We start from the raw sequence: 25,193 nt of genomic DNA, 5'->3' as shown, positions 1-25,193 counted from the left end.
CTGTCGGACTCCGTCAGTCCGCGCCGGTGATGAGAGCGAGCAGGCCGGCCTCGTCGAGCAGGTCGACCGGGCGGAGGGTGACACCGGCGGCGACGTGGTGGAAGCCGGCGCTGACCCGCTCGACCGGCACGCCCGTCAGTCGCGACCAGCCCAGCCGGTAGGCGGCCAGCTGCACGCCCGCGGCGGCGAGCTCGGCCGCGCCGGGCACCGGGCCGGTCTTCCAGTCGATCACCTCGTAGCCGCCGTCGGGCGTGGCGTAGACGGCGTCGATCCGTCCGCGCAGCGTCAGCGGCCCGAGCGGTGTCTCGAACGGCGCCTCCACGTCGACCGGCTGCCGGTCGGCCCACTCGCTGGCCAGGAACGCCTCCTGCAGCGCGGCCAGCGCCTCGTCGGGGGCGGCCTCGGCGTCGCCGGAGCCGGGCAGTTCGTCGAGGTCGATCAGCCGGGAGGTGCCGAACCGCTCCTCCAGCCAGGCGTGGAACGCGGTGCCCCGGCGGGCCAGCGGTGCCGGCGCGGCGGGCATCGGCCGGCGCAGCCGCCGGGCGAGCTCGGCGGGGTCGCGCCGCAGCGCCACCAGCGCCGACACCGACAGGTGCGCCGGCAGCGCCACCTCGACGGTGCCGCGGAAGTGCTCGGCCCGCTCACGCAGCAGCAGGTCGGCGTCGCGAATCCAGTCGGCGACCAGCGGGTCGTCGGTGGCCTGCAACGCCTCGTCGGTGAGCGGGTGCGGCCGGCTGGCGGCGACCAGCTCGGCGGCGGCGCTCAACGCGCGGCGCCGTCCCGAGGACAGCGGGTCGGCCGGCCACACGCCGATCGGCCACTCGGCCAGCGCCGGGTTCTCCGCGTCGTCGGCCGGCGCCTCGGCCCAGGCGTCGACGACGCCGGCACCGGCGTCGACCGCGTCCTTGACCGCGAGCAGCAGCGAGGACGGCCCGCACACGGTCTTGCCGTCGCGCCACCAGCTGCCCGAGCACAGCAGCAGGTGCTTGGCCCGGGTGACCGCCACGTAGCCGAGCCGGATCTCCTCGGCCAGCCCGAAGTCCTTCCACTCGGCGACGTAGTCGGCCAGCGCGTCGCGGACGGCGGCCTGGTCGCCGGAGCCGGGCACGGGCAGGTGCAGCCGGGGCAGCTCGGCGCGGTCGGTGAGGCGCAGGTCGACCGGGACGGCGCCGGGGTCGCGGATCCACGAGTCGGAGGCGTCGCCCTTGGCCGGGAACTGGCCGACGGTCATGCCGGGGACGGCGACGACGTCCCACTCCAGGCCCTTGGCCGAGTGCCCGGTGAGCAGCTGCACAGCCTCCGGGTTGACCGCCACCTCCCCGGGTTCCAGCCCGCGCTCGCGGACCTCGGCGTCGGCGAGGTAGCCGAGGAACGCCGGCAGCGAGGGCAGCTCGGCCAGCTCGGCGAACTGGGCGGCGACCTCGTGCAGCGCGTCGAGGTGCGTGCGCGCCCGGCCGGGGGTGACGTCGGGGTGGCTGGCCAGCTCGGTCTCCAGACCCAGGACGCGCACCACCTCGTCGACCAGGTCGGGCAGCGACTCCCCCAGCCGTCCGCGCAGCGCAGCCAGCTCGGTGCCCAGCCGCCGGAGCCGGCGGAAGCCCTCGGCGGAGTAGGCCTCGGGGCGGCCGAGGTCGTCGAGCGCCTCGATGATGCTGCCCCGTTCCCGGGGCAGCTCCGGGGTGGCGCCCTCGGTGGGGGCGGCGGCGACGTCGCCGGGCGGGCCGGCCTCCGCGGCCGCGGTCCGCCGTTCGCGCACCAGCGACCGCGCGCGGCCCTCCAGCGCGGCGAGGTCGCGCGGGCCGATCCGCCAGCGGGCGCCGGTGAGCAGCCGGCCCAGCGCGTCACCGGCGGTGGGGTCGACCAGCACGCGCAGCGTGGCGACGACGTCGGAGACCTCCGGGACGTCGAGCAGCCCACCGAGCCCGACCACCTCGACCGGCAGCCCCCGCTCACGCAGCGCCGCGGCGATACCGGGCAGCTGGGCCCGCCGGCGGGCCAGCACCGCGATCGTCGGGCGCTTGTCGGCGGGGCCGCGCTGGTCGGGACCGTGCCACTCGGCGGCCAGCCGGTCGGCGAGCGCCGCGGTCTCCTCGGCGACGGTCTCGTAGAGCCCGACGTGCACCGCGCCCGGGCCGGCGACCGGCGCGGCGGTGAGGTCGGGCAGTGGCTGCTCGGGCTCGGGCAGCATCCCCGACACCGCGTTGGCGACGGCGAGCACAGCCCGGTCGTTGCGCCAGCTGGTCGACAGCGTGAGCCGCTCGGCCGGCCGTTCCGGGGTGCCGGGAAAGGTGCGGGCGAACCGCTCGATGGTGCCGGCCGAGGCACCGCGCCAGCCGTAGATCGACTGCCGTGGGTCGCCGACGGCGAGCACCGGGTGCCCGCCGGGGCCACCGAACAGCGCCTCGAGCATGCGCAGCTGACCGACGCTGGTGTCCTGGTACTCGTCGAGCAGCACCACCCGCCAGCGGGCCCGCTCCCGGCGGCCCACCTCCGGGGAGCTGACCGCCACCCGCGCGGCGTAGGCCACCTGGTCGGCGTAGTCGATGGCGCCCGCGGCCCGCTTGCGCGCCTCGAACGCCTCGACCATCGGCAGCAGCGCCACCCGGGCCCGCTGTCGCGCGAGCATGGCCAGCACGTCGGCGTAGGGCCCCTTCTTCCGGCCGGCGTCGGCGTAGCCGCGCAGCTGGGCCTCGAACCGCGCGGTCCAGGCACGCAGCCGGTCCGGGCTGACGTCGTGCTCGCCGAGCTCGGCAGCCAGCTGCAGCACGTCCTCGGTGGTGGTGACCAGGCCCAGCGCCACGTCGGCCATGTCGCCGGTGTGCCCGGCGACGACGGTGGCGGCCTGCCCCCAGCACATCGCCGGACCGAGCACGCCGGCGCCGGGCTCCACCCCGATCCGCAGCCCGTGCTCGGCGACGATCCCGGCGGCGTAGCCGTGGTAGGTGGCGACGGTGGGCGCGGCGACGGCCAGCCGCTCGCGCAGCGCCGGGTCGGTGTCGGGGTGCTCGGCCAGTGCCCCCAGCCGCAGCCGCACCCGGGCGTTGAGCTCGCTGGCGGCCTTGCGGGTGAACGTCAGCCCGAGCACCGCCTCCGGGGCGACCAGCTGGTTGGCCACCAGCCAGGCGACCCGGGCGGCCATCGTCTCGGTCTTGCCCGACCCGGCGCCGGCGACGACGACCAGCGGCCGGTCGACCGGCGCGGACACCACCCCGGCCTGCTCCGGGGACGGCGCGTAGCTCAGGCCGCACCGGGCGGCGACCTCGGCGGGGGTGAGCAGCTCCGGCAGCGCCGGTTCGCTGACCGGTCCCAGGCCGGGGAGGTCGAACGACAGCTGTTGAAGGACCCCGTTCTCCCCTCCGCTCGCACGCTCGCGAGGGAACCCGGAACGGGGCCGGGAGACACCGGAAGAGGCGCTCATTGGGTCACCTGCCGGCCGGACTCCTGCACCGGGCAGCTGCGGCGGAACGCGCAGCGCTCGCAGTCGGTGTCGGTGCGCGCGACGAACGTGCCGGCACCCATGCCCTCGCCCACCTCCGCGATCAGCTCCCCGGCCCAGGTCTGCCGCGGGTCGACGTCGGGAGGCAGCGGCGACTGCGCGTGCTCCTTGGCCGCCTTCTGGGCACCGCCCACCTGCAGCAGCGCGGCTCCCCCGCTGACCGTGCCGTGCCGTTCGAAGGCGCCCTCGGCGACGGCCACCTGGTAGGCCGCGAGCTGCCCGTGCTCCTCCACGGTCCGCGGCGCGGTCTTGCCGGTCTTCAGGTCGACCACCACCAGCCGGCCGTCGGCGTCGCGCTCCAGCCGGTCGACCTGACCGCGCAGCCGCGCCCGGCCGACGACGACGTCGAAGTCCTCCTCGGCGGCGACCAGCTCGCGGTCGCCCTTCGCGTGCCAGGCGAGGAACTTGGCGAGCATCTCCTGGGCGCGGTCCCGCTGCCGCTGGTCGAACCAGCCCGGCCCGAGGTCCAGCCCGTCGAGCTCGGTGTCCAGCACCGCCGCGGCCTCGGCCGGGGGCAGGCCCTCGGCCACCCGCTGGGCGACGTCGTGCACCGCCGACCCGACGGTGCGGGTCGCCTCGGGCGCCGCCTCCGCGCCCACCGCGCCGAGCACCCACCGCAGCGGGCAGCGCTGGAAGGTGTCGATCGCCGAGGGCCGGACCGGGACGACGTCGGCCGGGTCGACCAGCGGGGCGTCGTCGGACAGCGGAGCCAGCCCCCACCAGCCCGCCGGGTCGGCACCGGGCACCCGCTCGTCGGCCAGCCGGCGCAGCACGGCGGCGGCGCTGGACCGGCGGGGCGACGGGGTCTGCGGGTCGGTGAGGTGCCGGCGCAGCTCGGCGACGAGCGCCGGGAGGGTGAGCTGCCTGGGCAGCGGCGTGTGCGGCCGGGCGCCGTCGCCGCCGGACGGCAGCGGGTCGACCAGGTCGAGGAAGCGCGACGCGGCGGCCCCGGCGTCCCCGCCCTCCAGCGCGCCGTCGACGGCGGTGACCAGCAGCCGCCGCCGGGCGCGGGTGCAGGCCACGTAGAACAGCCGGCGTTCCTCGGCGAGGGCGAGCGTGCGGCGGTCGAGGGTCTCCGGGTCGGTGCCCCCGGCGGCGTCGACCAGGTCCTCGGTGCCGAGCAGGCTGGCCCGGGTGCGCAGGTCCGGCCAGACGCCGTCCTGCACCCCGGCCACGCAGACCACGTCCCACTCCAGGCCCTTGCTGGCGTGCGCGGTGAGCAGCCGGACCGTCTCACCGGCCGGTGCCCGGGCCGCGCCGCTGTCGCCGGGCAGCTGCTGGGCGCCCAGGTGGGCGACGAAGGCGGCCACCCCGGCGTGCGGCAGCCGGTCGACGAAGGCCGCGGCGGCGTCGAAGAGCGAGACGACGGCGTCCAGGTCGCGGTCGGCGACCGCGCCGGTCGGCCCGCCGGCGGCGCTGGCCCGGGCCCAGCGGTGGCTCAGCCCGCTGGCCTGCCACATCGCCCACAGCACGTCCTCGGCGGAACCGCCGGTGGTCAGCGCGAGCCGCCCGGCCGACAGCACCCGGGCGACCCGGGCGGCCGGCCGGGCCACGTGCTCGGGCAGCGCGTCCAGCAGCGTGGCGTCGGCGAGCACCGCGGCCAGCGGCGCGCCGCGGGAGCCGGCGTCCTCCCCGCGGTCGACCAGCGCCCGCCGGGCCGCGCGGCGCAGCCGGCGCAGGTCGAGGACGGTGGCCCCGCCCAGCGGCGAGGCGAGCAGCGCCTCCGCGCCCGGCTCGTCGAGCCCCGCCTCACCGGGCTCGCCGTCGACCGGGGACGGCGCCGGGAGGAGCGCCCCCAGCGCGGCGAGGAACGGCTGCACCGCCGGCTGGGCGGCGAGCGCGACGTCGTCGGCGGAGACCGCGACCGGCACCCCGGCCTGGGTGAGCGCGCGACGCACCGGAGCCAGCCCCGCCGCTGCCGAGCGGACCACCACCGCCATCTGCGACCAGGGCACGCCGTCGAGCAGGTGCGCCCGGCGCAGCGTGTCGGCGAGGAACGCCGCCTCGGTGGCCGGGGAGTCGAAGACGTGCACCTCCGCCTCCCCGGGCGGGATCCCCTCGCCGGGGGCGAGCCGGCGGTGCTCCCAGGGGCCGGGCAGCCCCTCGGCGACCCGGCGGCTGACCGCGAGCAGCTCGGCCCCCGAGCGGCGGCAGACGCCGAGCGACAGCCGGTCGGCGGGGCGGCCGTCGCGGTGCCGGAAGCGGGTGGGGAACTCGACGATGCCCCGCGGCTCGGCCCCGCGGAAGGCGTAGATGGCCTGGTCGGGGTCGCCGACGACGACCAGGTCGCCACCGCCGCCGGCCAGCAGCTCGACCAGCTCCACCTGCGCCGGGTCGGTGTCCTGGTACTCGTCGACGAACAGCCAGCGGGCCCGCTCCCGCTCGGTGCGCAGCAGGTCGGGGTCGGCGCGCAGTTCGTCGATCGCGGTGCGCACCAGCTCCGCGGGGTCGTAGCCGCTGGCGCCGCCGCGGGCGGCGGTGGCGAAGGCGGACACCCCGGCGTACTGGTCGGCGAAGCGGGCGGCGGCCACCCAGTGCGGCAGCCCGCGGTCCCGGCCCCAGGTGGCCAGCCGCGCGGGGTCGATGCCCCGTTCGGTGGCCCGCAGCAGCAGCTCGCGCAGCTCCTCCCGGAAGCCGGTGGTCTGCAGCGCCGCGGCGAGCTCGTCGGGCCAGCGCACGCCGTCCTCGGCGACGTCGCCGGCGAGCAGCTCGGCGACGACGGCGTCCTGCTCGGCCGCGGTCAGCAGCCGGGGCGCCGGCTCACCCCGGAGCACGGCGGCCCGGCGGAGGACGCCGAAGGCGTAGGAGTGGAACGTGCGGGCCACCGGCTCCCGGATCGTGCGCCCCACGCGGGCGGTGATCCGGGTGCGCAGCTCTCCGGCGGCCTTGCGGCTGAAGGTGAGCACCAGCAGGCGCTCGGGGTCGGCGCCGGCCTCGATGCGGGCGGCGACGGCCTCCACGATCGTCGTCGTCTTCCCGGTGCCGGGCCCGGCCAGCACCAGCAGCGGCCCGCCCGGGTGGTCGACCACCGCCTGCTGCGTCGGGTCGAGCCGGGGGCGGACGACCGGCACCGCCTCCGGCTGCACCAGCCGGTAGACCGGCTCCCCCGTCGCGACCGCCCCGCCGTCCCCCCGCACCCCTCGATGAGAACACGACCCACCGACGGTCCCCGGTGGCGCGCCGTCGGCTCAGGGCTCCTCGGGCCAGCCGACGGCCGCGAGGTCGACCCGGACGCCGCGCACCGGCACGCCCTCGGCGGCCAGCAGCGCGAGCTGGCGCACCCGCACCGGCTCGGCCGGGGTGCCGTCGGCACGCACGACGCGGTGCCAGGGGACCGCCCCGCCGCCGGCCGACAGCGCCCGGGCCACCCGCCGGGGGCCCACGCCGACCAGGCGGCCGATGGCCCCGTAGGTGCTGACCCGGCCCGGCGGGATGGCCTCGACCGCGTCGAAGACGGCCTCGTCGACGTCGGCGGCCGACCGGCCCTCCCCCGCTGAGCCCACGGGTCAGCTCACGAAGTCGCTGTTCTCGACCCACCACTCGTAGAGCGCGACGACGTCGTCCTGGGTCTCCCCCGGCGCGCTCACCACGCCCTCGGTGAGGAACTCGTCGTCGGTCCAGTAGAGGAACGCGGTGCCGTCGGTCAGCCCGCAGGCGAGCAGCCCGCCGACGTCCTCACCACGGACCCACTCGCCGTAGCCGTCCTCGGTGCAGTCGGTCGCGACCCCCCACTCCTCGAGGCCGAGGGAGGTCACGTCGGCGACGAACACGTCGTCGAGGGTGTCGACGTCGGGGTAGCGCAGGAACGTCGCGTCGGTCGGGCCCGGCTGGGTGGACGCCGCACCGCAGTCGGCCGCGACGACGTCACCGTCCCCGATCGGCTCGGCCTCACTGCACTCGGTGAAGTCCACCGGCAGCGAGGCGAGGAACTCCTCGACGCCCACGGACGGCGGGGCCGCGGTGAAACCGCTGGCTCCCGCGGACGGCGAGGGCGCCGGCCGGGAGGCGGAGGTCGAGGAGTCGGTGGCGCGCCCGGCTGCGGCGGTGGCGGACGGCTCGTCGCCGCCCAGCCACAGCGTCAGCCCGACGGCCACCACGACCACCAGGGCCGCCACGGCGGCAGCCGTGATCGCCAGCGTCCGCTTCCGGTCCGTCCCCGGGCCTCCGGGCGCGCCCGGCCCGCCGTTCCCGGCCCACGGCGCGGGGGCTCCCCGGGGGCCGGGCTGCCCCGGTGGCGGCCCCCAGCCGGCACCGGACGGCTGGTGCCCGACCGGCGGCATGCCCCAGTCCGCACCCGGCTGGGGACCCCACGGGGACGGCCCGGTGGGCTGCGCGTCGTGGGGGCCCTGCGGGGGTGGTCCCTGGGGTGGCTGGCTCATGCGTGCGGACCTCCGGCTCGGCTGTTCGACGACGGAGCCTAGGTGCGTGACGCGCGTCATCGGGCCGAACGGGCCAACGACCCACCCTCAGGAGCGACGCCCGAACCTCGCCAGCAGCCGGATCTGCAGGTCCGCTCCGGGCGGCGGCTCGACCGGGGCGGCGAACAGGCCCGGCTGCCCGTCGTCCCCGAGGTTGGCGTCGGCGTACCGGAAGGCGGCTGCGGCCAGCTCGGGGTCCAGGTGGGTGTCACCACCCACCGCCCGGGCGAGGTCCCAGGCGTGCACGGTGAGGTCGGCGGTCATCTCGGTGAGGTAGTCGGCGGCGCTCGCCGGGCCGGTGGACAGCTGCACCGTGCGGTCGAGGACGGTGGGGTCGGCCCACGCTGCCAGGGCACCGTCGGCGGCGGTCTCCCAGGCGGTGAGCGGATCGGTGCCGACCAGCTCGTCGGTGTCGGTGGGGATGCGCTGGGCGACGACCTCCAGCGGCTCGCCGGCCAGCAGGGGCGGCACCCAGAGCTGCTCGCTGGTCAGGTGCGCCACCAGGTCCGCGACGCTCCACTCGGGCAGCGCGGGAGCGTCCCACTGCCCGGGCTCCACGGCGTCCACCCGGTCGGTGAACTGCGCCTGGGCCCGTTGGAAGAGCAGCAGCAGGTCGGTGTGGCTGGGCGCGGGCATGCCGCCAGTAGAACGCACCCGGGCCCCGGCCCGCCCAGTGGCGGCGCCGGGGCCCAGGTGCGTTGCTCTTCGGCCCCCTCGCAGGGTCCCGGCCCGAGCGGAGCGAGGGTCGGGGGGCGAGGGGGTCCTTCAGTACGTCGGGAGAGCCTTGTCGATCCGGGTCGCCCAGGAGGTGACGCCGCCCTGCACGTGCACGGCGTCCTTGAACCCGGCGTTCTTCACCGCGGCCAGCGCCTCCGCGGAGCGGACGCCGGTCTTGCAGTGCAGCACGATCGGCTTGTCGTTGGGCAGCTGCGCCAGTGCCCGGCCGGAGAGGATCTCGTCCTTGGGGATGAGCTTGGCACCCGGGATCGAGACGATCTCGTACTCGTTGGGCTCGCGGACGTCGATCAGCTCGAACTCCTTGCCGGCGTCCATCATGTCCTTGAGCTCGTCGACGGTGATCGTCGAGCCGGCCGCGGCCTGCTGGGCCTCGTCGGAGACGACGCCGCAGAAGCTCTCGTAGTCGATCAGCCCGGTGATCGGCTCACCCTCGGGGTCCTTGCGCACCTTGATGGTGCGGAAGGTCATTTCCAGGGCGTCGTAGACCATCAGCCGGCCGAGCAGCGTCTCGCCGATGCCGGTGATCAGCTTGACCGCCTCGGTGGCCTGGATGGCGCCGACGGTCGCGCACAGCACGCCCAGGACGCCGCCCTCGGCGCAGCTGGGGACCATGCCGGGCGGCGGCGGCACCGGGTAGAGGTCACGGTAGTTGGGCCCGTGCTCGTTCCAGAAGACCGAGACCTGGCCGTCGAACCGGTAGATCGAGCCCCACACGTACGGCTTGTTCAGCAGGACGGCGGCGTCGTTGACCAGGTACCGGGTGGCGAAGTTGTCGGTGCCGTCGACGATCAGGTCGTACTGGCTGAAGATCTCCAGCACGTTCTCGTTGTCCAGCCGCGTCTCGTGCAGGCGGACGTCGACGTAGGGGTTGATCTCCCGGATCGAGTCCGCGGCGCTCTGGGCCTTGGAGCGGCCGACGTCGGACTGCCCGTGGATGATCTGGCGCTGCAGGTTGGACTCGTCGACGGTGTCGAACTCGACGATGCCCAGGGTGCCCACGCCGGCCGCGGCCAGGTACATGAGCACCGGCGAGCCGAGGCCACCGGCGCCGACGGCGAGCACCTTGGCGTTCTTGAGCCGCTTCTGCCCGTCCATCCCGACGTCGGGGATGATCAGGTGGCGGCTGTAGCGGCGGACCTCGTCGATCGACAGGTCGTCGGCGGGCTCCACCAGGGGTGGCAACTGCACGGGGCGCTCCTCACACGGCTGTGTCGTCAGGCGCGCCGGCCCGAGCCGGCGTCCTGGACTGCGCAACAGCCTGACACGGGTCGGTAATCCCGGTCCCGAACGCCGTCCCACCCACCGGGACGGCGCCGGCGACCGGCCATCGGGAACCGGACCCCGGACGACGGTGACCAGCGGTACGGAGAACGGCGGCGGAGCCACCTCAGCGGGGACGGCGCGGGGCCGGAGGGTCCCCGGCGGAGCCGCTGGCAACGGCTCAGCGCCCCAGGGGCACGACACCTGGCCGCGGTGGAGCCCGGCAGGGCGACTCAGGGATACGGCCAGGCGTTCTTGACGCAGCCCTGCAGACCGAGCGTCTGCTGCTGCATGACCGGCGCGAGCTGCCCCGGCCCGGGGCACGGCTGGTGCCCGTTGCCCAGCGCGTGCCCGACCTCGTGGTTGACCACGTACTGCCGGTAGGTGGGGATGTCGCCGCCGTAGTCGGGGACGGCGGTCTCCCACCGGGCCAGGTTGATCACGGCGCGCTCGCCGTACCGGCAGGAGGTGTAGCCACCCGTGCCCACCCCGGGGCAGTAGGTCTCCATGCTGCCCGGGCTGACCAGGCTGACCCGGAAGTCGTAGCCGCCGGCGGCGGCCTCGGCCGCGCCCACCCGCTGGAAGGACCGTTGCCCGCCGGCGCCCCAGGAGCGCGGGTCGCCGAGGATGCCCTCGACGGCGGCGGCGAACTGGGCGCCGTCCACCCCGATGCCGTCCTCGACCTCGACGACGAAGCGCTGCAACGGTCCGGTGCCGTAGACCTGCGAGCTGCCGTCGACGACCGAGACGCTGCCCGCGCCCTGCTCGACGTACGTGGCCGGGGCAGGCTCCGGCGGCGGCTGCTCGGTGGGCACCCCCTCCCCCTCGGCCGGGGCCTGCTCGACGAGGACCGGCGTCGGCTCCACGGCGCCGGTGGGCGCGGTGACCGACGGGAAGGACGTGGCCTGCTCGGCGACCGGCGCCTGGTCCGAGCCGCTGAACGCGACGTCGGCCAGGGTGATGACGGTGGCCAGGGTGAGCACCGGGATGGCGTAGGCGCGCCAGCCGTACCGGCGGGTGAACCGCCGGATCGGACCCGCGGGCGGCGGCGCCTGGCGGCGGGGCGGCGGCACCGGGTCGGGCCGGGCGACCAGCGGCCCGGTGCGCGGGCCGGCACTGCGCGCCGAGGCGCCGGCGGCGGGTGCACCCGCACGGACGGGGCGCTGGCGGCCGGCCGTCCCCGCGGACCGGGGAACCGGGACGGGGGGCCGCGGTGGCCGCGCCGGGTGGCGACCGGGACGGTCGTCGGGGCTGGCCACGGCGGCCAGGCTCTCACGGATCCCGGGCGGGGCGGCAGAGCCGCCGGGCAGTGTCCCGGTCGCGTGTCCGGCTCAGGCCTGCGCCGTCGAGGAGTCCCGTCCGGCGGCCCGGGCGCCGTCCGCGACGTCCTCGGCGAGGGCGAGCACGGCCCGGGCGGTGGGCTCGGGGGCCTCCATCATCGCCAGGTGGCCGATACCGGCCTGCACCTGGAGGCGGGCGTCGGGCAGCACGTCGGCGAGCCGGGTGGCGAGCGCCGGGTCGACCAGGCGGTCCCGGTCGCCGGTAACCACCAGCGACGGCATCCGCACGGACCGGGCCATGCGCCAGGCGTTGGCCCGGCCGAACCGCAGGTAGGAGGTCATCAGGCCGCGCAGGCTGCGGGTGAGCGCCTGCCCCGCCCAGGGCTGCTCGTCGCGCTCCCGCATCTCCTCGACGACCTGCTGCAGGCGCTCGGGTGGGACCGCGCCCGGGTTGCCGAAGCAGGCCTGCACCAGCCCCCGCACCCGCTCCTCGGGGCTCACCCCGGCCAGCCGCTTCTCGGCCAGCGCCGGCACCCCCGGCAGCAGGACCAGGGTGATCGCCCGGTCGAAGGCGGCGGGCACCCGGTAGACCGGCATGGCCGCGGAGATCAGCGAGAGGGTGGCGACCAGGTCCGGACGGCGCGCGGCCACCCACACGCTCACCAGCCCGCCGAGGGAGTTGCCGATCAGGTGCACCGGCCGCCCCTGCCCCGGCCCGGGGCGGGCGGCGACCCACTCCAGGACGTCGATGACGGCCTGCGCGTGCCGCTCGATCGAGTAGCGCCGCGGCGGGCCCGACCGGCCGAACCCGGGCAGGTCCAGGGCGTACCCCTCGAAGCGGACGGCGAGCAGTCCGGCGAGGTCGGTCCAGTTGGTCGAGGCCCCGCCCAGCCCGTGCACGTACAGCGCACGTTCCCGCGGGGCCGCGTCGACGTCCGAGCCGTCGGCGGGCCCGCGCCAGGGTGTGGAGCGGACGAAGACCTCGCCGCCGGAGACGGGCACCATCTCCCCGGGCCAGGGCGGGAGCAACCGGCCCAGCCGCGGCAGCGGGCTCTCGGACAGCCGTGCGTCGGTCACCCGCTCGACGGTAGAACACCGGCGCGACCCCACCCGCCGGAGCCGCCCGACCGCGGGCCGGTACGACGTCGTCCGGCCTACCCGCCGGTACGATCGCCGGGCCATGCAGCCCAGCCTCCCCGCCCCCGCGCCGCCGGCCGGCCGCCGGACCGCCCGCCTGCCGCGCGGCGCCCGCCGGCTGCAGCTGCTGCGCGCCGCCCAGGACGTCTTCGTCGCCCAGGGCTACCACGCAGCGGCGATGGACGACATCGCCGACCGGGCCGGGGTCAGCAAGCCGGTGCTCTACCAGCACTTCCCCGGCAAGCGGGAGCTGTACCTGGCGCTGCTGGAGCAGCAGGTCGACGAGCTCACCGACCGGGTGCGGCAGGCGATGGCGGGCACCGATGACAACCGGGCGCGGGTCGACGGCGCGGTCGGGGCGTACTTCGACTTCATCGACGCCGACGGCGAGGCCTTCCGCCTGGTCTTCGAGTCCGATCTGCGCAACGACCCGCAGGTCTCCGAGCTCGCCGGCCGCGGGACCCGCGCGGTCACCGAGGCGATCGCCGAGGTGATCGCCGCCGACACCGGCGCCGACGAGGAGCGGGCGCTGCTGCTCTCCGCGGGGCTGACCGGCATGGCGGAGAGCAGCGCCCGCTGGTGGCTGGCCCGCAAGGGCACCCTGTCGCGCGACGAGGCGGTGGCGTTGATGTCCGCGCTGGCGTGGCGCGGCATCTCCGGCTTCCCCCGCCGCGACGACGGCGACGGGCAGTGACGTCCGGCGCCGTCGTTCGCTGACGGCGCATCCGCCGGACCGGCTGACCCGCGGGCGCTGCACTAGCGTGGGCCGGAGCAGCCAGACCTGAGGAGGCATCTCCACGTGGAAGTCAAGATCGGTGTCCAACACTCCCCCCGCGAGCTGGTCATCGACAGCCCGAAGAGCCCCGACGAGATCGCGGCCGAGGTGTCCAAGGCCATGAGCGCGTCCAAGGACGGCCTGCTGACGCTGGTCGACGAGCGCGGCCGCCGCGTCGTCGTCCCGGTCGACCGGATCGCCTACGTCGAGATCGCCGAGGCCGACCAGCGCCGGGTGGGCTTCATCTCCGGCTGAGAAGGACCCCGTTCCACCAGCCCACCAGGGGGCGTCACCGCAGTCGCGGCGGCGCCCCCTCGGCGTCGCTAGGGGTTCAGGCCGAGGGCCCGCATGCGCACGCCGTGCGCCTCGGTGAGCCGCTGCAGCAGCTGGCCCACACCGGCGAGGTCGCCGGTGCCGGTCATCATCAGGTCGGCGAGGTCGTCGTGCTCGGCGATCACCGCCTGCGACTGGGTGAGCGCCTCACCCACGAGCCGACGGGCCCACAGCGCCAGCCGCCCGGCCACCGTCGGGTCGGCGGCGATCGCCGCGCGGACCTCCCGGACGGCGAAGTCGGCGTGCCCGGTGTCGGCGAGCACCTCCTCCACCAGCGCACGGTCCGGCTGCGGGAGGAACGCCGCGACCTCGCGGTAGAAGTCGGTGGCCAGGCCGTCGCCGACGTACGCCTTGACCAGCCCCTCCAGCCAGCTCCCGGCCCGCGTCTGGTCGTGGAAGCCGTCGAGGGCGGCGACGAACGGCGACATCGCCTCCGCCGGGTCCACCCCCAGCTCGACCAGCCGGGCGGCCAGCCGGCCGTGGTGGTCGATCTCCGCGGCCGCCATCCGGGCCAGCGCGGCGCGGCCGGCGAGCGTCGGCGCCATCCGGGCGTCCTCGGCCAGCCGGTCGAAGGCGGTGAGCTCCGCGTAGGAGAGCACGCCGAGCAGCTCCACGACCGCCCGCCGCTGCACCTCGGCGTCCAGCACGCGCCCGTCGGCACCCACTCCGCGTCCGCCCCCCGTCGCCGTCCGCCCTGCCCCCGCCGGGTGGTCCCGGCGGTGTCGCAGCAGCGCACCGGCAGGTTAACGGGCTGTCGCAGGCTAGGATGGAATGCGCGGGCCGCGAGGTCCGTTGACCGAAGTGCACGACCGCAGTCCTCAGGCGGCGGTGCGCTCAAGACAGCAATGCAATTCCGTGTGCGCTGATGACCGCTGGATGACGCTCCTCCCGGAGCTCTCCCGGGCAGTCTGCACTCGACGCCCGGTCGAACTGGCCGCGTCGGCGCTGGATCGACAATCCCGGAACCGACCGGGACCGGCGTGCGTCGCCGGCGGCGCCCCGACACCGGGGCCGGACCACGACGCCGACGGTCCCCCACCAGACCGAGGCGAGAGAACTGACCTCCATCGAGAACACCCCCACGGACAACGCCCCCGCCGCTCCGGAGCTGGAGCACGCCGAGACCGGCGCGCCCGCTCCCGAGGAGCTCGAGCAGCAGGTCGAGGAGCTCGGCGGCGCCCCCGTCGCCAGTGACAGCCCGCTGTTCAGCGACTTCGACGTGCACCCCGACATCGTGGCCGCGCTGGCCGAGGTGGGGATCACCCGCACCTTCGCCATCCAGGAGCTGACGCTGCCGCTGGCGCTGGCCGGCAACGACCTCATCGGGCAGGCCCGCACCGGCACCGGCAAGACCCTGGGCTTCGGCGTCCCGCTGCTGCAGCGGGTCACCCCGCCGGCCGAGGGCGCGGACGGCGTCCCGCAGGCGCTGGTCGTCGTCCCGACCCGCGAGCTGTGCGTGCAGGTCTCCCGCGACCTCGCCGCCGCCGGCGCCAAGCGCGGCATCCGGGTGCAGGCCATCTACGGTGGCCGCGCCTTCGAGCCGCAGGTCGCCGCGCTGCAGGCCGGTGTCGAGGTCGTCGTCGGCACCCCCGGCCGGCTGCTGGACCTCGCGCAGCAGGGACACCTGATCCTGGGCAAGGTCCGCGGGCTGGTCCTCGACGAGGCCGACGAGATGCTCGACCTGGGCTTCCTGCCCGACATCGAGCGCATCCTGGCGATGGTCCCGGAGAAGCGGCAGACGATGCTGTTCTCCGCGACCATGCCCGGCCCGATCGTCACGCTCTCGCGGTCGTTCATGACCCAGCCCACGCACATCCGGGCACACGGCAACGACGAGGGCTCGACGGTCCCGCAGACCACCCAGTTCATCTACCGGGCGCACAACCTGGACAAGCCCGAGCTGCTGTCCCGGGTGCTGCAGGCCCGCGACCGCGGCCTGGTCATGGTCTTCTGCCGCACCAAGCGCACCGCGCAGAAGGTCGCCGACGAGCTGGTCGACCGCGGGTTCGCGGCCGCCGCCGTGCACGGCGACCTGGGCCAGGGCGCCCGCGAGCAGGCGCTGCGCGCCTTCCGCGCCGGCAAGGTCGACGTGCTCGTCGCCACCGACGTCGCCGCGCGCGGCATCGACGTCACCGGGGTCAGCCACGTCGTGAACTACCAGTGCCCCGAGGACGAGAAGACCTACGTGCACCGGATCGGCCGCACCGGCCGCGCCGGCAGCACCGGCGTCGCGGTCACCCTGGTCGACTGGGACGACATCCCGCGCTGGCAGCTGATCAACAAGGCGCTGGACCTCGACTTCGCCGACCCGCCGGAGACCTACTCCACGTCGCCGTGGGTCTACACCGACCTGGACGTGCCGACCACGGCCAAGGGCCGGCTGCCCCGCTCGCAGCGCACCCGCGAGGGGTTGGGCGCCGAGACGCTCGAGGACCTCGGCGAGACCGGCAAGCGCCAGCGGGCCGGCGGTGGCTCCGCCACCGGCTCGGGTCGCGGCCCCGGCGGCGCGAACCACTCCGGCCCCGGCCGGGAGGACGCCGAGCCGTCGGCCGGGCCCAGCAAGAGCCGCCCGCGCCGGCGCACGCGCGGTGGCGGGGAGGCCGCCGCGGGTGCGGCAGCCGCCCTCGGCAACGACGCACCGGCCGCAGGCGTGGCCGGTGGCGGCGACGGCGCGGCCACCGCGACCGCCTCGGCCACCGGTGACGGCGGCGCGCCGAAGCGCCGCCGCCGGCGCCGTGGCGGCGCCAAGCGCAGCGGTTCGGCGGGGGGCGACGCGACCGGCGGCAGCGCCGACACCGGCTCGGCCGGCGGCGGCGAGCCTCCCGCCTGATGAAGGACCTGCCTTCCCCCCGCTCCTCGCACCGCTCGGGGCGGGCCCCTGAAGGCAGGCAGTTCCAGCGCGTCACCTCGCGCCCGCCGCTGCGGGTGTGGGTCTGGACGGCGGTCACCCTCGTGGTGGCCGCCGTCGCCGTCTCGCTGTGGCTGACCTCCGACGTCGCCGCGACCTCCTCGACGACCGCACCACCGGCGTCCGTGGCCGACCAGGCACCGGCCGGCGCGCTGACCGCGGCGTGGTCGGCCCCGACCCGCGCGGACCTGCGCGGACCGGTGGTGACGAGCGGGCGGGTGCTGGTCACCGACGAGCACGGGGTGGCTCTGCTCGACCCCGCCACGGGCACGGAGGCCTGGCACTACCGGCGGTCGAACGCACAGCTGTGCGACGCGACCGCGGTCGACGGCCTGGTGATCGTGGCCTTCCGCACCACCAGCCGGTGCAACGAGCTCACCGCGCTGACCGCGGCCACCGGGGAGCGGGCCTGGTACCGCAACGTGCGCTTCCGCACCGACGTCGACCTGACCAGCACCGAGCAGGTGCTGCTGGCCAGCACCCCGACCGGAATCGTCACCATCGACCCCACCGGCGACAACACGCGCTGGCGGGTCTCCCCCGCGGACGGGTGCCGGTTCGTCGACGCCGACGCCGGCAGCACCGGCGTGGCCGTGCTGCAGCGCTGCGGCGAGGGCTCGCCGCTGCAGGTGCTGCTCTACGACGGCCTCGGCGGCGGCCTCACCTGGACCCGCGAGCTGGACACCGGTCCCGCGACGGCGCGGCTGGCCGGCGCCGACCGGCTGGTCGACGTCGTCGTCGGGGACACGGTCACCGTGCTCGACCCGGCCGACGGCGCCACCCTGCGGGTGCTCGACCTGCCGCCGCTGCCCACCGGCGCCGACGTGCGCAGCGAGCCACTGCTGCAGGCCGGCGTCGAGGACGTCGCCCTGCTGTGGGCCCGCGGCACGCTGCTCGCACTGGACCAGGGCACCGGCGAACCCCGCTGGAGCCGGCCGGCGCTCGGACTGCCCGCCGCGGTGGGCAGCTCCCCGGTCACCGACGTGCTGGTGCCCGAGGACGGCGCGTTCGTCCGCCGGGCGCTGGCCGACGGAGCCGAGCTGGGCCGGTCCGCGGTCGGGGGCGAGGTGCCCTCCGGTGGCCGCACCGCCGTCGTCGGGCCGACGGTCGTCGTCGCCACCCCGGGTGAGGTCCGCGCCTTCCGCTGACGGGTGGCCGGACGACCGTCGGCGGTCCGGTGCACACTCGGTGACATGGTCCTGCCAGGTGGTTCCGAGCACGCCGCCCCCGACGACCTCCGCCAGCTCGCCGTGCACGACGCCCGGCCGGTCACCTTCCGGGGTGGCAGCGGGCCGATCGCCGCGCTGGACACCGGCGCCGACCGCGACGCCCGCGCCACCGTGCTGCTGGTGGCCGGCTACACCGGCAGCAAGGAGGACTTCGCGCCGCTGCTGACGCCACTGGCCGACGCCGGCCTGCGCGCCGTCGCGATCGACCAGCGCGGGCAGTACGAGTCCCCGGGCCCGGACGACCCGGCCGCCTACACCGTGGCCGAGCTCGCCGCCGACGTCGTCACCGTGGCCCGCCAGCTGCAGGAGCAGGACGGCCGCCCGGTGCACCTGCTGGGCCACAGCTTCGGCGGCATCGTGGCCCGCGCCGCCGTGCTCGCCGACCCGGCCCGATTCGCCTCGCTGACCCTGCTCGGCAGCGGCCCGGCCGCGCTGACCGGCCCCCGCGCGGAGCTGCTGGACCACCTCTCCCCGCTGCTGGACGCCGGCGGTGTGCAGCTGGTCAGCGACACGCTGGAACAGCTGGCGATGACCGACCCCCGGGCGCAGGCGGTGCCCGCGCCCACCCGCGAGTTCCTCACCCGCCGCTTCCTGGCCAACAGCGCCGCCGGGCTGCGCGGCATGGCCGACGCGATGCTCGGCGAGCCCGACCGGGTGGCCGAGCTGGCCGAGACCGGGGTGCCGGTGCTCGTGGCGCACGGCATCGCCGACGACGCATGGCGCCCGGCGCTGCAGGCGGAGATGGCCGCGCGGCTGGGCGCCCGGCACGAGGTCATCCCGCAGGCGGTGCACTCCCCCGCCATCGAGAACCCCGCCCGCACGCTCGCCGTGCTGCTCGACTTCCTCGCCGATCCGGCCGCCTCGACCGCCGCCGCCCGGTCCGCCGACGACGCCGGGGCGGTGCGGTGAGGCCGACGCCGTCGCTGCGCGAGTTCACCGCGGCGGAGGACCGGCTGGGCTTCTTCGGCCCGGACAGCATCAGCTGGCGGATCCACGCCGACCCGGCGTTCTCCGTGGGCGGCATCCGGGCGCTGCTGCTCCAGGCGCTGCACCCGGTGGCGATGGACGGCGTCCACCAGTTCTCCGACGCCTTCGGCAGCGAGCCGTGGGCACGGCTGACCCGGACCGCCGAGTACGTCGCGACGCTCACCTTCGGCACCCGTCGGGACGCGCTGCGTGCGGTGCGCCGGGTCCGCGGGATGCACCGGGACAAGTCGGCGGTGGAGGAGACCACCGGGCGCGCCTACTCCGTCGACGACGCCGACCTGCTGCTGTGGGTGCACTGCTGCGAGGTCGACTCGCTGCTGTCCACCGCCCGCCGCGCGGGGGTGCCGCTGACCGGCGCCGACGCCGACCGGTACGTCGCCGAGCAGGTGGTGGCCGCGGTGCTCATCGGGTGCGAGGAGGGCGACGTCCCCACGACCGCTGCCGAGCTGGCCGGCTACCTGGACCGCACCCGGCCGCGACTGGCGGTCACCCACGCCGCCCGCACCGCTTTCCGCTTCGTGCTCGCCCCGCCGATGCCCGGCTGGGTGCAGTTGTTCACCCCGGCCCGTCCCGCGTGGAGCGCCCTGGCCGGGCTGGGCGCGGCGACGCTCCCGCAGTGGGCCCGCCGGCTCTACGGCCTGCCCGGACTGGGCATCACCGACGCGGCCGCGACCGCGGCGGTGCGCGCGTTCCGGCAGGCAGCTCTGGCGGTGCCCGCGCGAGTGCGGGAGTCGCCGATCGTGCGCGCCGCCCGGGAGAGAGTCGCCGACGACGTGGCGCTCAGCGCGTAGCCGTCAGGACACCCGGCGCTCCTACCCGGCCGGCTGGTCCAGGACGCGACGGGCCGCAGCCAGGACGGCGTCGGCCACCCGGTCCAGCGCCGGGGAGCGCAGCTTCCACTGCTGCCAGTGCAGCAGGACCTCGACCGCGCCGGCGTCGTCCAGCGCGACCAGCTCGCCCGGCGGCTCCTGCTGCGACGGCACCATGCCCCAGCCGAAGCCCAGGCGCACGGCCTCCACGTAGTCGGTCGACGACGGGACGAAGTGCGCCGGGACGCCGTCCGGGTCGACCCCGCGGGACCGCAGGTAGCAGTGCTGCAGATCGTCCCGGCGGTCGAAGACGACGACCGGCGCCTGCGTGAGCGCCGTCGCGGTGGCACCGTCGGGGAACCACCGGGCGACGACGGCGGCGGTCGCCATCGGCCGGTACCGCATGCCCCCGAGCCGGGTCACCGTGCAGCCGGGCACCGGGTCGGCGTCGGCGGTGATCGCGGCCATCACCGATCCGTCCCGCAGCAGTGCACTCGTGTGCTCCTGGTCCTCCCGGCGCAGGTCGAAGGCGACCTCCCCGGCGAGCGGGGCCAGCGCGGGCAGCACCCAGGTGGCCAGCGAGTCGGCGTTCACCGCGATCGGCAGGGCCACCGGGCCGCGGTCGGCGCCCAGCTCCCGGGCGGTCTCGGCGGTGAGCAGCCCCACCTGGCGGGCCAGCCGCAGCACCGCCTCCCCCGACGACGTCACCTGCACCGGCCGGCTGCGGACGAGCAGCACCCGGCCGGTGGCCGTCTCCAGCGCCTTGAGCCGCTGGCTGACCGCGCTCGGGGTGACGTGCAGCGCCCGGGCGGCCGCGTCCAGGCTGCCGGCGGCGACCGTCGCCTCGAGGGCGCGCAGCTGGCCGAGATCGAGATCCACCCGTGCATTAGAGCAACTACTGGAAGGTGAGGGACATGAACGGTGCTGCAGCGGGCAGCTGCCTAGGGTTTCCGGCGTGCCCACTGCCGCCGTCGCTGCCGCCTCCGGACTCGGACTGGGGCTGTCGCTGATCATCGCGATCGGCGCGCAGAACGCCTTCGTGCTGCGGCAGGGGCTCCGCGCCGAGCACGTCGCCGCCGTCGTCGCCGTCTGCCTGGTCTCCGACGTCGTGCTGATCGCGGCCGGCACGGCGGGCGCCGGTGCCCTGGTGACCCGGGTGCCGGAGCTTCTCGTCGTCGTCTGCTTCGCCGGCGCGGCCTTCCTGCTGGGCTACAGCGTCCTCGCCGCCCGGCGGGCTCTGCGCCCGGCGGCGCTGCTGCCCGCCGACGGCGGGGCGCGCAGCTCGCTGGCTGCTGTCGTCACCACCTGCCTGGCGCTCACCTGGCTCAACCCGCACGTCTACCTGGACACCGTGGTGCTGCTCGGCTCGCTGGCCAGCACCTGGTCCGAGCAGCGCTGGTGGTTCGCCGCCGGGGCCGCGCTGGGGTCGGCCGTCTGGTTCACCGGGCTCGGCTACGGGGCGCGGCTGCTGCGCCCGGTGTTCGCCCGCCCGGCCGCCTGGCGGGTGCTCGACGCGGTGATCGCCGTGGTCATGGTGTCGCTGGCGCTCTCGCTGGTCATCCGCGGCGTGCGCAGCGCCTGATCCGTCGGGCACCGACGCCGATCTCGCACGATGGCGCGGTGCCGCACCGCGCACCCACCGGCCGATGCAGGTGCCGCCGTCCGCACGGGCCCTGCCGCAGCGCCTCGCCACGGTGGAGCCGGTCAGTCGGCCGCCGGCTCCTCGGGGAGGAAGCTCCACGGCTCCCGCGCGGGGACGGCGGCCTGGCCGGCGGGGCAGCTGGGCCGGAAGTCGCACCAGCTGCACTGCCGGCCGGTGACGGTCGGGAACGCCTCGTCGGGGCTCTGCCCGGCCTCGACCGCCGCGGTGGCCGCGGTGATGTCGGCGGCGATGTCCTCGGCGCGGCGCACGTGGTTGGCCAGCGACCGGTCGGTGTGCTCGAACGCCGCGACCGTGCCGCTGGGCAGGTGGTGCAGCTCGACCCGGCTGCACGGCCGGCGCAGCGTGCGGCGGACGCCGAGCACGTAGGCGGCCAGCGCCGGTGAGCCGCGGGCCTCGTCCTCGGTGGACGGCGTCCGGCCGGTCTTGTAGTCGACGACGACCAGCTCGTCGCCGCGCCGGTCGATCCGGTCGACCCGGCCGGACAGCGCCAGCGCCGGAGTCGTCGTCCCGACCGTGCGCTCGGTGCCGGCCGGCTCCTCGGCCGGGTCGAGCCCGGCGACGTAGTCGGTGAGCCAGGTGGCGGCCTTCGCGCGCCAGCGGTGCGACTGCTCCTCGTCACGGAACCCGGTGGGCGACCAGACGCCGTACAGCAGCTGGCGGACCGCGGCGGTGGTCCGCTTCTCCATCGGCAGCTCCCACCAGCTGCGCAGCGCCGCGTGCACCGCGGAGCCGACGGTGTTGTGCGCCCACGGCGGGCCCTTGGGCGGGCTGGGCCGCTCGACGTAGGCGAACCGGTAGCGGCGCGGGCAGTCGGCGAAGGTGGCGAGCTTGCTCGGCGTGCAGGCGAACAGCCGCTTGGGCATCCCCGGCATCTCCAGCTGGGCGCTCACCGCCGGTCCTCCCCCATGGCGCCACCGTAGCCGGGGCCACCGACCGTCCTCAGTCGGTGAGGACGGTGCTCCCCGTGCCCGCAGCGACGATCGCCTCGAACTGGTCGGGGTCGGTGGTGCACGCCGCGATCGGGGTGAGCTTGTTGGTGCCGTGGTAGTCGCTGGACCCGGTGCGGATCAGCCCGAGATCACCGGCCAGTCCGCGCAGGTGCTCGCGCTGCGCGGGGGTGTGGTCGGGGTGGTCGACCTCCAGCCCCAGCAGGCCGGCGTCGGTCATCGTAGCGATCGCGGCGTCGTCGACCACCCGGCCGCGGGAGGTGGCCAGCCCGTGGGCGAACACCGGCACCCCGCCGGCCGCGCGGACCAGCGCGATGCCGTCGAGCACGTCGGTGTCGGCCTTGGTCACGTAGTGCGGGCTGCGGTGGTTCAGCACGGTGGCGAAGGCGTGGTCGACCGAGTCGACGATGCCGGCCGCCACGAGGGCACCGGCGATGTGCGGCCGGCCGACCACCCCGCCGCCGCTGCGGGCCACCACCACGTCCCAGGTGATCGGGTAGCCGGCGGCGACCAGGTTGCCGACGATCCGCTCGGCGCGCTCGAGCCGCTCCTCCCGCAGCCGGACCCGCTCGGCGGCGAACCCGGGGTGCTGCGGGTCGAACAGGTAGGCCAGCAGGTGCACGCTCATCGGCGGCTCGTCGGCCGGGAACCACCGGCAGGACAGCTCCATGCCCGGCACGACGGTGAGCCCGGTCGGCCGGGCAACGGCGGCCGGCTGCCAGCCGGCGGTCGTGTCGTGGTCGGTGAGGGCGACGACGTCGAGGCCGGCCGCAGCCGCGGTGGCGAGCAGCGTCGCGGGGCTGTCGGTGCCGTCGGACACCGCGGAGTGGGTGTGCAGGTCGATGAGCACGCCCTCAGCCTGCCGCACCCGGCGCGGTGCCGGGTGACCGGAGGCCGGCGATCACTCGGCGGGCGGGGTCCGCCGCCCGGCCCGAACCCGCGGGATGGGCTCGGTGTCGTGCCGCCGCCCGGACACCAGCGGCCGCGGCAGGTGCTGCTCGGGCGCGCCGTCGTCCCCACGGTCGTCGGCGCTCAGCGACCCGTCGGCGTCCTCGTCGCTGCTCACCGGGTTGGTGGAGAAGTCGCTGCCGAACATCAGCTCGCTCAGCCGCTTGTACAACGAACCGGCGCGCGGCATGAAGGTGACCACGTCCAGGCCCTGCTGCTGCCCGGCCGACTCGAACCGGAAGGTGCCGTAGCCGAGGATCTGCCCCCAGAAGGTCTCCTTCCAGGTGAGGTCGGTGATCCGGCGCAGCGGCATGACGGCGACGGTGCGGATGATCACCCCGGAGGTGAGCAGCACCCGGCGCCGGGTGACCAGCAGGTGCCGCACCCACCACTCGGCGGTGTGCAGGCCGAGGTACGCCAGCGCGCCGACGACGGCGGCCAGGCCGAGCACCGCGCCCACCCGGTTGTCCGGGTCGAGCTGCAGCAGCCAGACGCCGATGACGAGCACCGGCAGCCCCCGCAGGTAGGGGCGCGCCAGCACCGCCGGGTGGCGGCGGGTGGCGATCACCGGCGGCTCGTCGGCGAGCAGGTACTTCTCGGCGTCCTTGCCCCAGCGGGGCCGTCGCGGGCCGGACACGCCCCGGCTCAGACCAGCGAGCCCACGAAGGCCGACAGCGACTGGGCCGCGTCACCCAGGGCCGAGCCCGCGCTGCGCACGATGCCGGCCGCGTCCTCCGGTCGCTGGATCACGTAGAAGACGACGAAGGCGATGGCCACCCAGGTGAGCACCTTCTTCAGCACGGTCGCACCATTCCTCCCATCGGGCAGCCAGGCGGGTCTCCGAGCGCCCGCAGGTCACGGACGACGGCACGACTCCACCACGGCCTGCTCGACCGCGCCCCATGGGTAACAGCAGCCCCGCGCACAACACCAGTCGCCACGCCGGGGGACGGTGAATCGTCGGATCCGGCGGCGGGTCGGGCTTGCCGGCGGACCCGGGGAGCGTCCCCCGGTCAGCGCCCGGGGAGCAGCCGCTCCGTCGGCGGGCCCAGCGGGAGGTCGGGGTAGACCCGCTCGCGCAGGTCCAGCAGCGCCGGGTCCTCGGCCAGCAGCCAGGCGGCCGACGACGGCCAGGTCACCAGCCACAGCCACACCCCGTAGGCCTCGCCGACGAACGCGGCCCGGTCCTCGCTGGTCGGCACGGCCCACAGCGGCGCGCGCTGCCCGGCGGCGCGGACGGCCGCCGTGGAGGGGCCGTCGATCAGCTCACCGGGATCGACGCCGGGGAGCCCGGCGTACCCGCAGCCCAGCCCCGTACCCGGCTCCTCGGCGACCAGCACCACCTCCGCGGCCTCGCCCAGCGGGCCGGGGCCGGCGCAGGCGACCACGATCGCCCGGGCGCCGGGCTCACCGCCCCAGGCCAGACCGGTGACCGCCCAGCCCGGCGGCATCGGGTCGGGCACCCAGGCCGGTACCCGGGCGTCGGCGCAGACGGCGGTGATGGCGTCGTGCGCGACCACCGCGGTGTGGTGCAGCGGGGTGACCGCCGCGTGCAGGTGGCACCAGCCCTCGGCGGTGGAGCCGGGCTTCACCACCAGCGCCTCGCCGCATCGGGGGCACACCGGGGAGACGCTCATCGCCGCTCACCGTCGGTCCCCGACGCGGTTTCGTCAAGCGTCGGCCCCCCGACGGTGTCGCGGTCGCCCGCCCGGGGGCCGTGCACACCGCCGTAGCCTGCGGGCGTGTCCGAGCGCGAGGTCGCCGTCCCGGAGGTGCCCTGCGTGGGCGCGGTGGTGCACGACGCCACGGGCCGGCTGCTGCTGATCCGGCGCGGGCACGCCCCGAGCGCGGGCCTGTGGTCGGTGCCGGGCGGCCGGGTGGAACCCGGCGAGAGCGAGCCGGACGCGGTGGTGCGCGAGACCCGCGAGGAGACCGGGCTGCGGGTGCGCCCGGTCGCGGTCGCGGGGCGGGTGCGCATCCCCGGCGACGGCGTGCTGTTCACCGTGACCGACTGGACCTGCGACCTGGCCGGTGACGGCCAGGATCCGGTGGCCGGCGACGACGCCACCGAGGTGGCGTTCGTCGACGCCGCCGGCCTGGCCGCGCTGGCGGCCGCCGGCCGGATGGCGCCCGGCGTCGTCGCGGCCCTGGCGGGCTGGGGTCTGCTCCCCCGCCGGTGTCCGGGCACCGGCGGCCCCGCTCCCGCCGACGGGACCCGGACGCCCCAGGGGACCCCCGTTCAACACGCCGCACCGGAGTTTGCCC

General features: G+C 76.4%; 23 protein-coding genes. 8 read left to right on the top strand and 15 right to left on the bottom strand.

Annotation, left to right across the window (positions count from 1 at the left end; all coding sequences use genetic code 11):
• Window positions 1-13: 13 nt before the first annotated feature.
• From ACI79A_RS16895 to ACI79A_RS16860, 8 genes are all read right to left on the bottom strand, one after another.
• Window positions 14-3,418 (bottom strand): ATP-dependent helicase, encoded by a 3,405-nt coding sequence (locus tag ACI79A_RS16895; RefSeq protein ID WP_457084918.1) that lies wholly within the window; start codon window positions 3,416-3,418, stop codon window positions 14-16.
• Window positions 3,415-6,633 carry an ATP-dependent helicase gene (locus ACI79A_RS16890; protein WP_457084917.1) on the bottom strand — a complete coding sequence of 1,073 codons (3,219 nt, stop codon included), beginning with the start codon at window positions 6,631-6,633 and terminating at the stop codon, window positions 3,415-3,417. The genes ACI79A_RS16895 and ACI79A_RS16890 overlap by 4 nt, the downstream gene beginning before the upstream one ends.
• Before the next feature lie 51 nt (window positions 6,634-6,684).
• Window positions 6,685-6,999, bottom strand: coding sequence for an MGMT family protein (locus ACI79A_RS16885; protein ID WP_457084916.1), 315 nt, complete (start codon window positions 6,997-6,999; stop codon window positions 6,685-6,687).
• Between the two features lie 3 nt (window positions 7,000-7,002).
• Window positions 7,003-7,611, bottom strand: a complete 609-nt coding sequence (locus tag ACI79A_RS16880) for a hypothetical protein (protein WP_457084915.1) — start codon at window positions 7,609-7,611, stop codon at window positions 7,003-7,005.
• 351 nt (window positions 7,612-7,962) lie between these two features.
• Complete coding sequence (locus tag ACI79A_RS16875) at window positions 7,963-8,550, bottom strand: TIGR03086 family metal-binding protein (protein WP_457084914.1); 588 nt, start codon at window positions 8,548-8,550, stop codon at window positions 7,963-7,965.
• Window positions 8,551-8,679: 129 nt separating this feature from the next.
• Complete coding sequence (gene moeZ / locus ACI79A_RS16870; RefSeq protein WP_457084913.1) at window positions 8,680-9,840, bottom strand: adenylyltransferase/sulfurtransferase MoeZ; 1,161 nt, start codon at window positions 9,838-9,840, stop codon at window positions 8,680-8,682.
• A 305-nt stretch (window positions 9,841-10,145) separates the two neighbouring features.
• A complete protein-coding gene (locus ACI79A_RS16865; RefSeq protein ID WP_457084912.1) occupies window positions 10,146-11,171 on the bottom strand; it encodes a DUF3152 domain-containing protein in 1,026 nt (341 codons plus the stop codon).
• 72 nt (window positions 11,172-11,243) lie between these two features.
• A complete protein-coding gene (locus ACI79A_RS16860) occupies window positions 11,244-12,269 on the bottom strand; it encodes an alpha/beta fold hydrolase (protein ID WP_457084911.1) in 1,026 nt (341 codons plus the stop codon).
• A gap of 103 nt (window positions 12,270-12,372) precedes the next feature.
• Here ACI79A_RS16860 and ACI79A_RS16855 point away from each other — a divergent pair, with 103 nt between their 5' ends.
• A complete protein-coding gene (locus ACI79A_RS16855; protein WP_457084910.1) occupies window positions 12,373-13,023 on the top strand; it encodes a TetR/AcrR family transcriptional regulator in 651 nt (216 codons plus the stop codon).
• Between the two features lie 105 nt (window positions 13,024-13,128).
• Entirely contained in the window at window positions 13,129-13,359 is a 231-nt protein-coding gene (locus ACI79A_RS16850) for a DUF3107 domain-containing protein (RefSeq protein ID WP_457084909.1), read from the top strand.
• Window positions 13,360-13,427: 68 nt separating this feature from the next.
• On the opposite strand, the gene ACI79A_RS16845 is transcribed toward ACI79A_RS16850, so the two are convergent.
• Window positions 13,428-14,102: a ferritin-like fold-containing protein gene (locus ACI79A_RS16845; RefSeq protein ID WP_457084908.1), complete on the bottom strand. Its 675-nt coding sequence runs from the start codon at window positions 14,100-14,102 to the stop codon at window positions 13,428-13,430.
• Window positions 14,103-14,656: 554 nt separating this feature from the next.
• On the opposite strand from ACI79A_RS16845, the gene ACI79A_RS16840 reads away from it, so the two are divergent.
• Genes ACI79A_RS16840 through ACI79A_RS16825 form a run of 4 tightly spaced genes read left to right on the top strand, consistent with a single transcriptional unit; the run spans window position 14,657 to window position 19,352 of the window.
• Entirely contained in the window at window positions 14,657-16,267 is a 1,611-nt protein-coding gene (locus ACI79A_RS16840) for a DEAD/DEAH box helicase (protein WP_457084907.1), read from the top strand.
• Window positions 16,267-17,493: an outer membrane protein assembly factor BamB family protein gene (locus ACI79A_RS16835; protein WP_457084906.1), complete on the top strand. Its 1,227-nt coding sequence runs from the start codon at window positions 16,267-16,269 to the stop codon at window positions 17,491-17,493. The genes ACI79A_RS16840 and ACI79A_RS16835 overlap by 1 nt, the downstream gene beginning before the upstream one ends.
• 45 nt (window positions 17,494-17,538) lie before the next feature.
• On the top strand, window positions 17,539-18,483 hold the full coding sequence (locus ACI79A_RS16830; RefSeq protein ID WP_457084905.1) for an alpha/beta fold hydrolase: 945 nt from the start codon (window positions 17,539-17,541) through the stop codon (window positions 18,481-18,483).
• On the top strand, window positions 18,480-19,352 hold the full coding sequence (locus ACI79A_RS16825; RefSeq protein ID WP_457084904.1) for an oxygenase MpaB family protein: 873 nt from the start codon (window positions 18,480-18,482) through the stop codon (window positions 19,350-19,352). The genes ACI79A_RS16830 and ACI79A_RS16825 overlap by 4 nt, the downstream gene beginning before the upstream one ends.
• 21 nt (window positions 19,353-19,373) lie before the next feature.
• Here ACI79A_RS16825 and ACI79A_RS16820 read toward each other — a convergent pair whose 3' ends face one another.
• Window positions 19,374-20,249 carry a LysR family transcriptional regulator ArgP gene (locus ACI79A_RS16820; protein ID WP_457084903.1) on the bottom strand — a complete coding sequence of 292 codons (876 nt, stop codon included), beginning with the start codon at window positions 20,247-20,249 and terminating at the stop codon, window positions 19,374-19,376.
• Between the two features lie 76 nt (window positions 20,250-20,325).
• Between ACI79A_RS16820 and ACI79A_RS16815 the strand changes: the two genes are divergently transcribed.
• Window positions 20,326-20,952, top strand: a complete 627-nt coding sequence (locus ACI79A_RS16815) for a LysE/ArgO family amino acid transporter (RefSeq protein ID WP_457084902.1) — start codon at window positions 20,326-20,328, stop codon at window positions 20,950-20,952.
• A 122-nt stretch (window positions 20,953-21,074) separates the two neighbouring features.
• Here the strand turns inward: ACI79A_RS16815 and ACI79A_RS16810 are convergent, their stop codons facing one another.
• From ACI79A_RS16810 to ACI79A_RS16790, 5 genes are all read right to left on the bottom strand, one after another.
• The gene (locus tag ACI79A_RS16810; RefSeq protein WP_457084901.1) at window positions 21,075-21,923 is read right to left on the bottom strand and encodes a RecB family exonuclease; all 849 of its coding nucleotides are present in this window, start codon (window positions 21,921-21,923) and stop codon (window positions 21,075-21,077) included.
• Between the two features lie 49 nt (window positions 21,924-21,972).
• Window positions 21,973-22,830 carry a PHP domain-containing protein gene (locus ACI79A_RS16805; RefSeq protein ID WP_457084900.1) on the bottom strand — a complete coding sequence of 286 codons (858 nt, stop codon included), beginning with the start codon at window positions 22,828-22,830 and terminating at the stop codon, window positions 21,973-21,975.
• Between the two features lie 51 nt (window positions 22,831-22,881).
• Window positions 22,882-23,565 carry a PH domain-containing protein gene (locus ACI79A_RS16800; protein ID WP_457084899.1) on the bottom strand — a complete coding sequence of 228 codons (684 nt, stop codon included), beginning with the start codon at window positions 23,563-23,565 and terminating at the stop codon, window positions 22,882-22,884.
• 8 nt (window positions 23,566-23,573) lie between these two features.
• Window positions 23,574-23,729, bottom strand: a complete 156-nt coding sequence (locus ACI79A_RS16795) for a hypothetical protein (protein ID WP_457084898.1) — start codon at window positions 23,727-23,729, stop codon at window positions 23,574-23,576.
• 212 nt (window positions 23,730-23,941) lie between these two features.
• Window positions 23,942-24,565, bottom strand: coding sequence for a DUF6758 family protein (locus ACI79A_RS16790; protein ID WP_457084897.1), 624 nt, complete (start codon window positions 24,563-24,565; stop codon window positions 23,942-23,944).
• 105 nt (window positions 24,566-24,670) lie between these two features.
• Between ACI79A_RS16790 and ACI79A_RS16785 the strand changes: the two genes are divergently transcribed.
• Window positions 24,671-25,193, top strand: a 523-nt coding sequence (locus ACI79A_RS16785) for an NUDIX domain-containing protein (protein ID WP_457084896.1), incomplete at its 3' end; no start/stop codon positions are given.

The sequence above is a fragment of the Modestobacter sp. SYSU DS0657 genome (assembly GCF_054050925.1).
The sequence above is the reverse complement of the archived record's forward strand: the minus strand, read 5'-3'. Positions and strand labels throughout refer to the sequence as shown.

Coding starts and splice junctions, on each gene's coding strand:
- ACI79A_RS16855 (WP_457084910.1), top strand. CDS start 12,373: ATGCAGCCCAGCCTCCCCGCCCCCGCGCCGCCGGCCGGCCGCCGGACC.
- ACI79A_RS16895 (WP_457084918.1), bottom strand. CDS start 3,418: ATGAGCGCCTCTTCCGGTGTCTCCCGGCCCCGTTCCGGGTTCCCTCGC.
- ACI79A_RS16790 (WP_457084897.1), bottom strand. CDS start 24,565: ATGAGCGTCTCCCCGGTGTGCCCCCGATGCGGCGAGGCGCTGGTGGTG.
- ACI79A_RS16875 (WP_457084914.1), bottom strand. CDS start 8,550: ATGCCCGCGCCCAGCCACACCGACCTGCTGCTGCTCTTCCAACGGGCC.
- ACI79A_RS16835 (WP_457084906.1), top strand. CDS start 16,267: ATGAAGGACCTGCCTTCCCCCCGCTCCTCGCACCGCTCGGGGCGGGCC.
- ACI79A_RS16830 (WP_457084905.1), top strand. CDS start 17,539: ATGGTCCTGCCAGGTGGTTCCGAGCACGCCGCCCCCGACGACCTCCGC.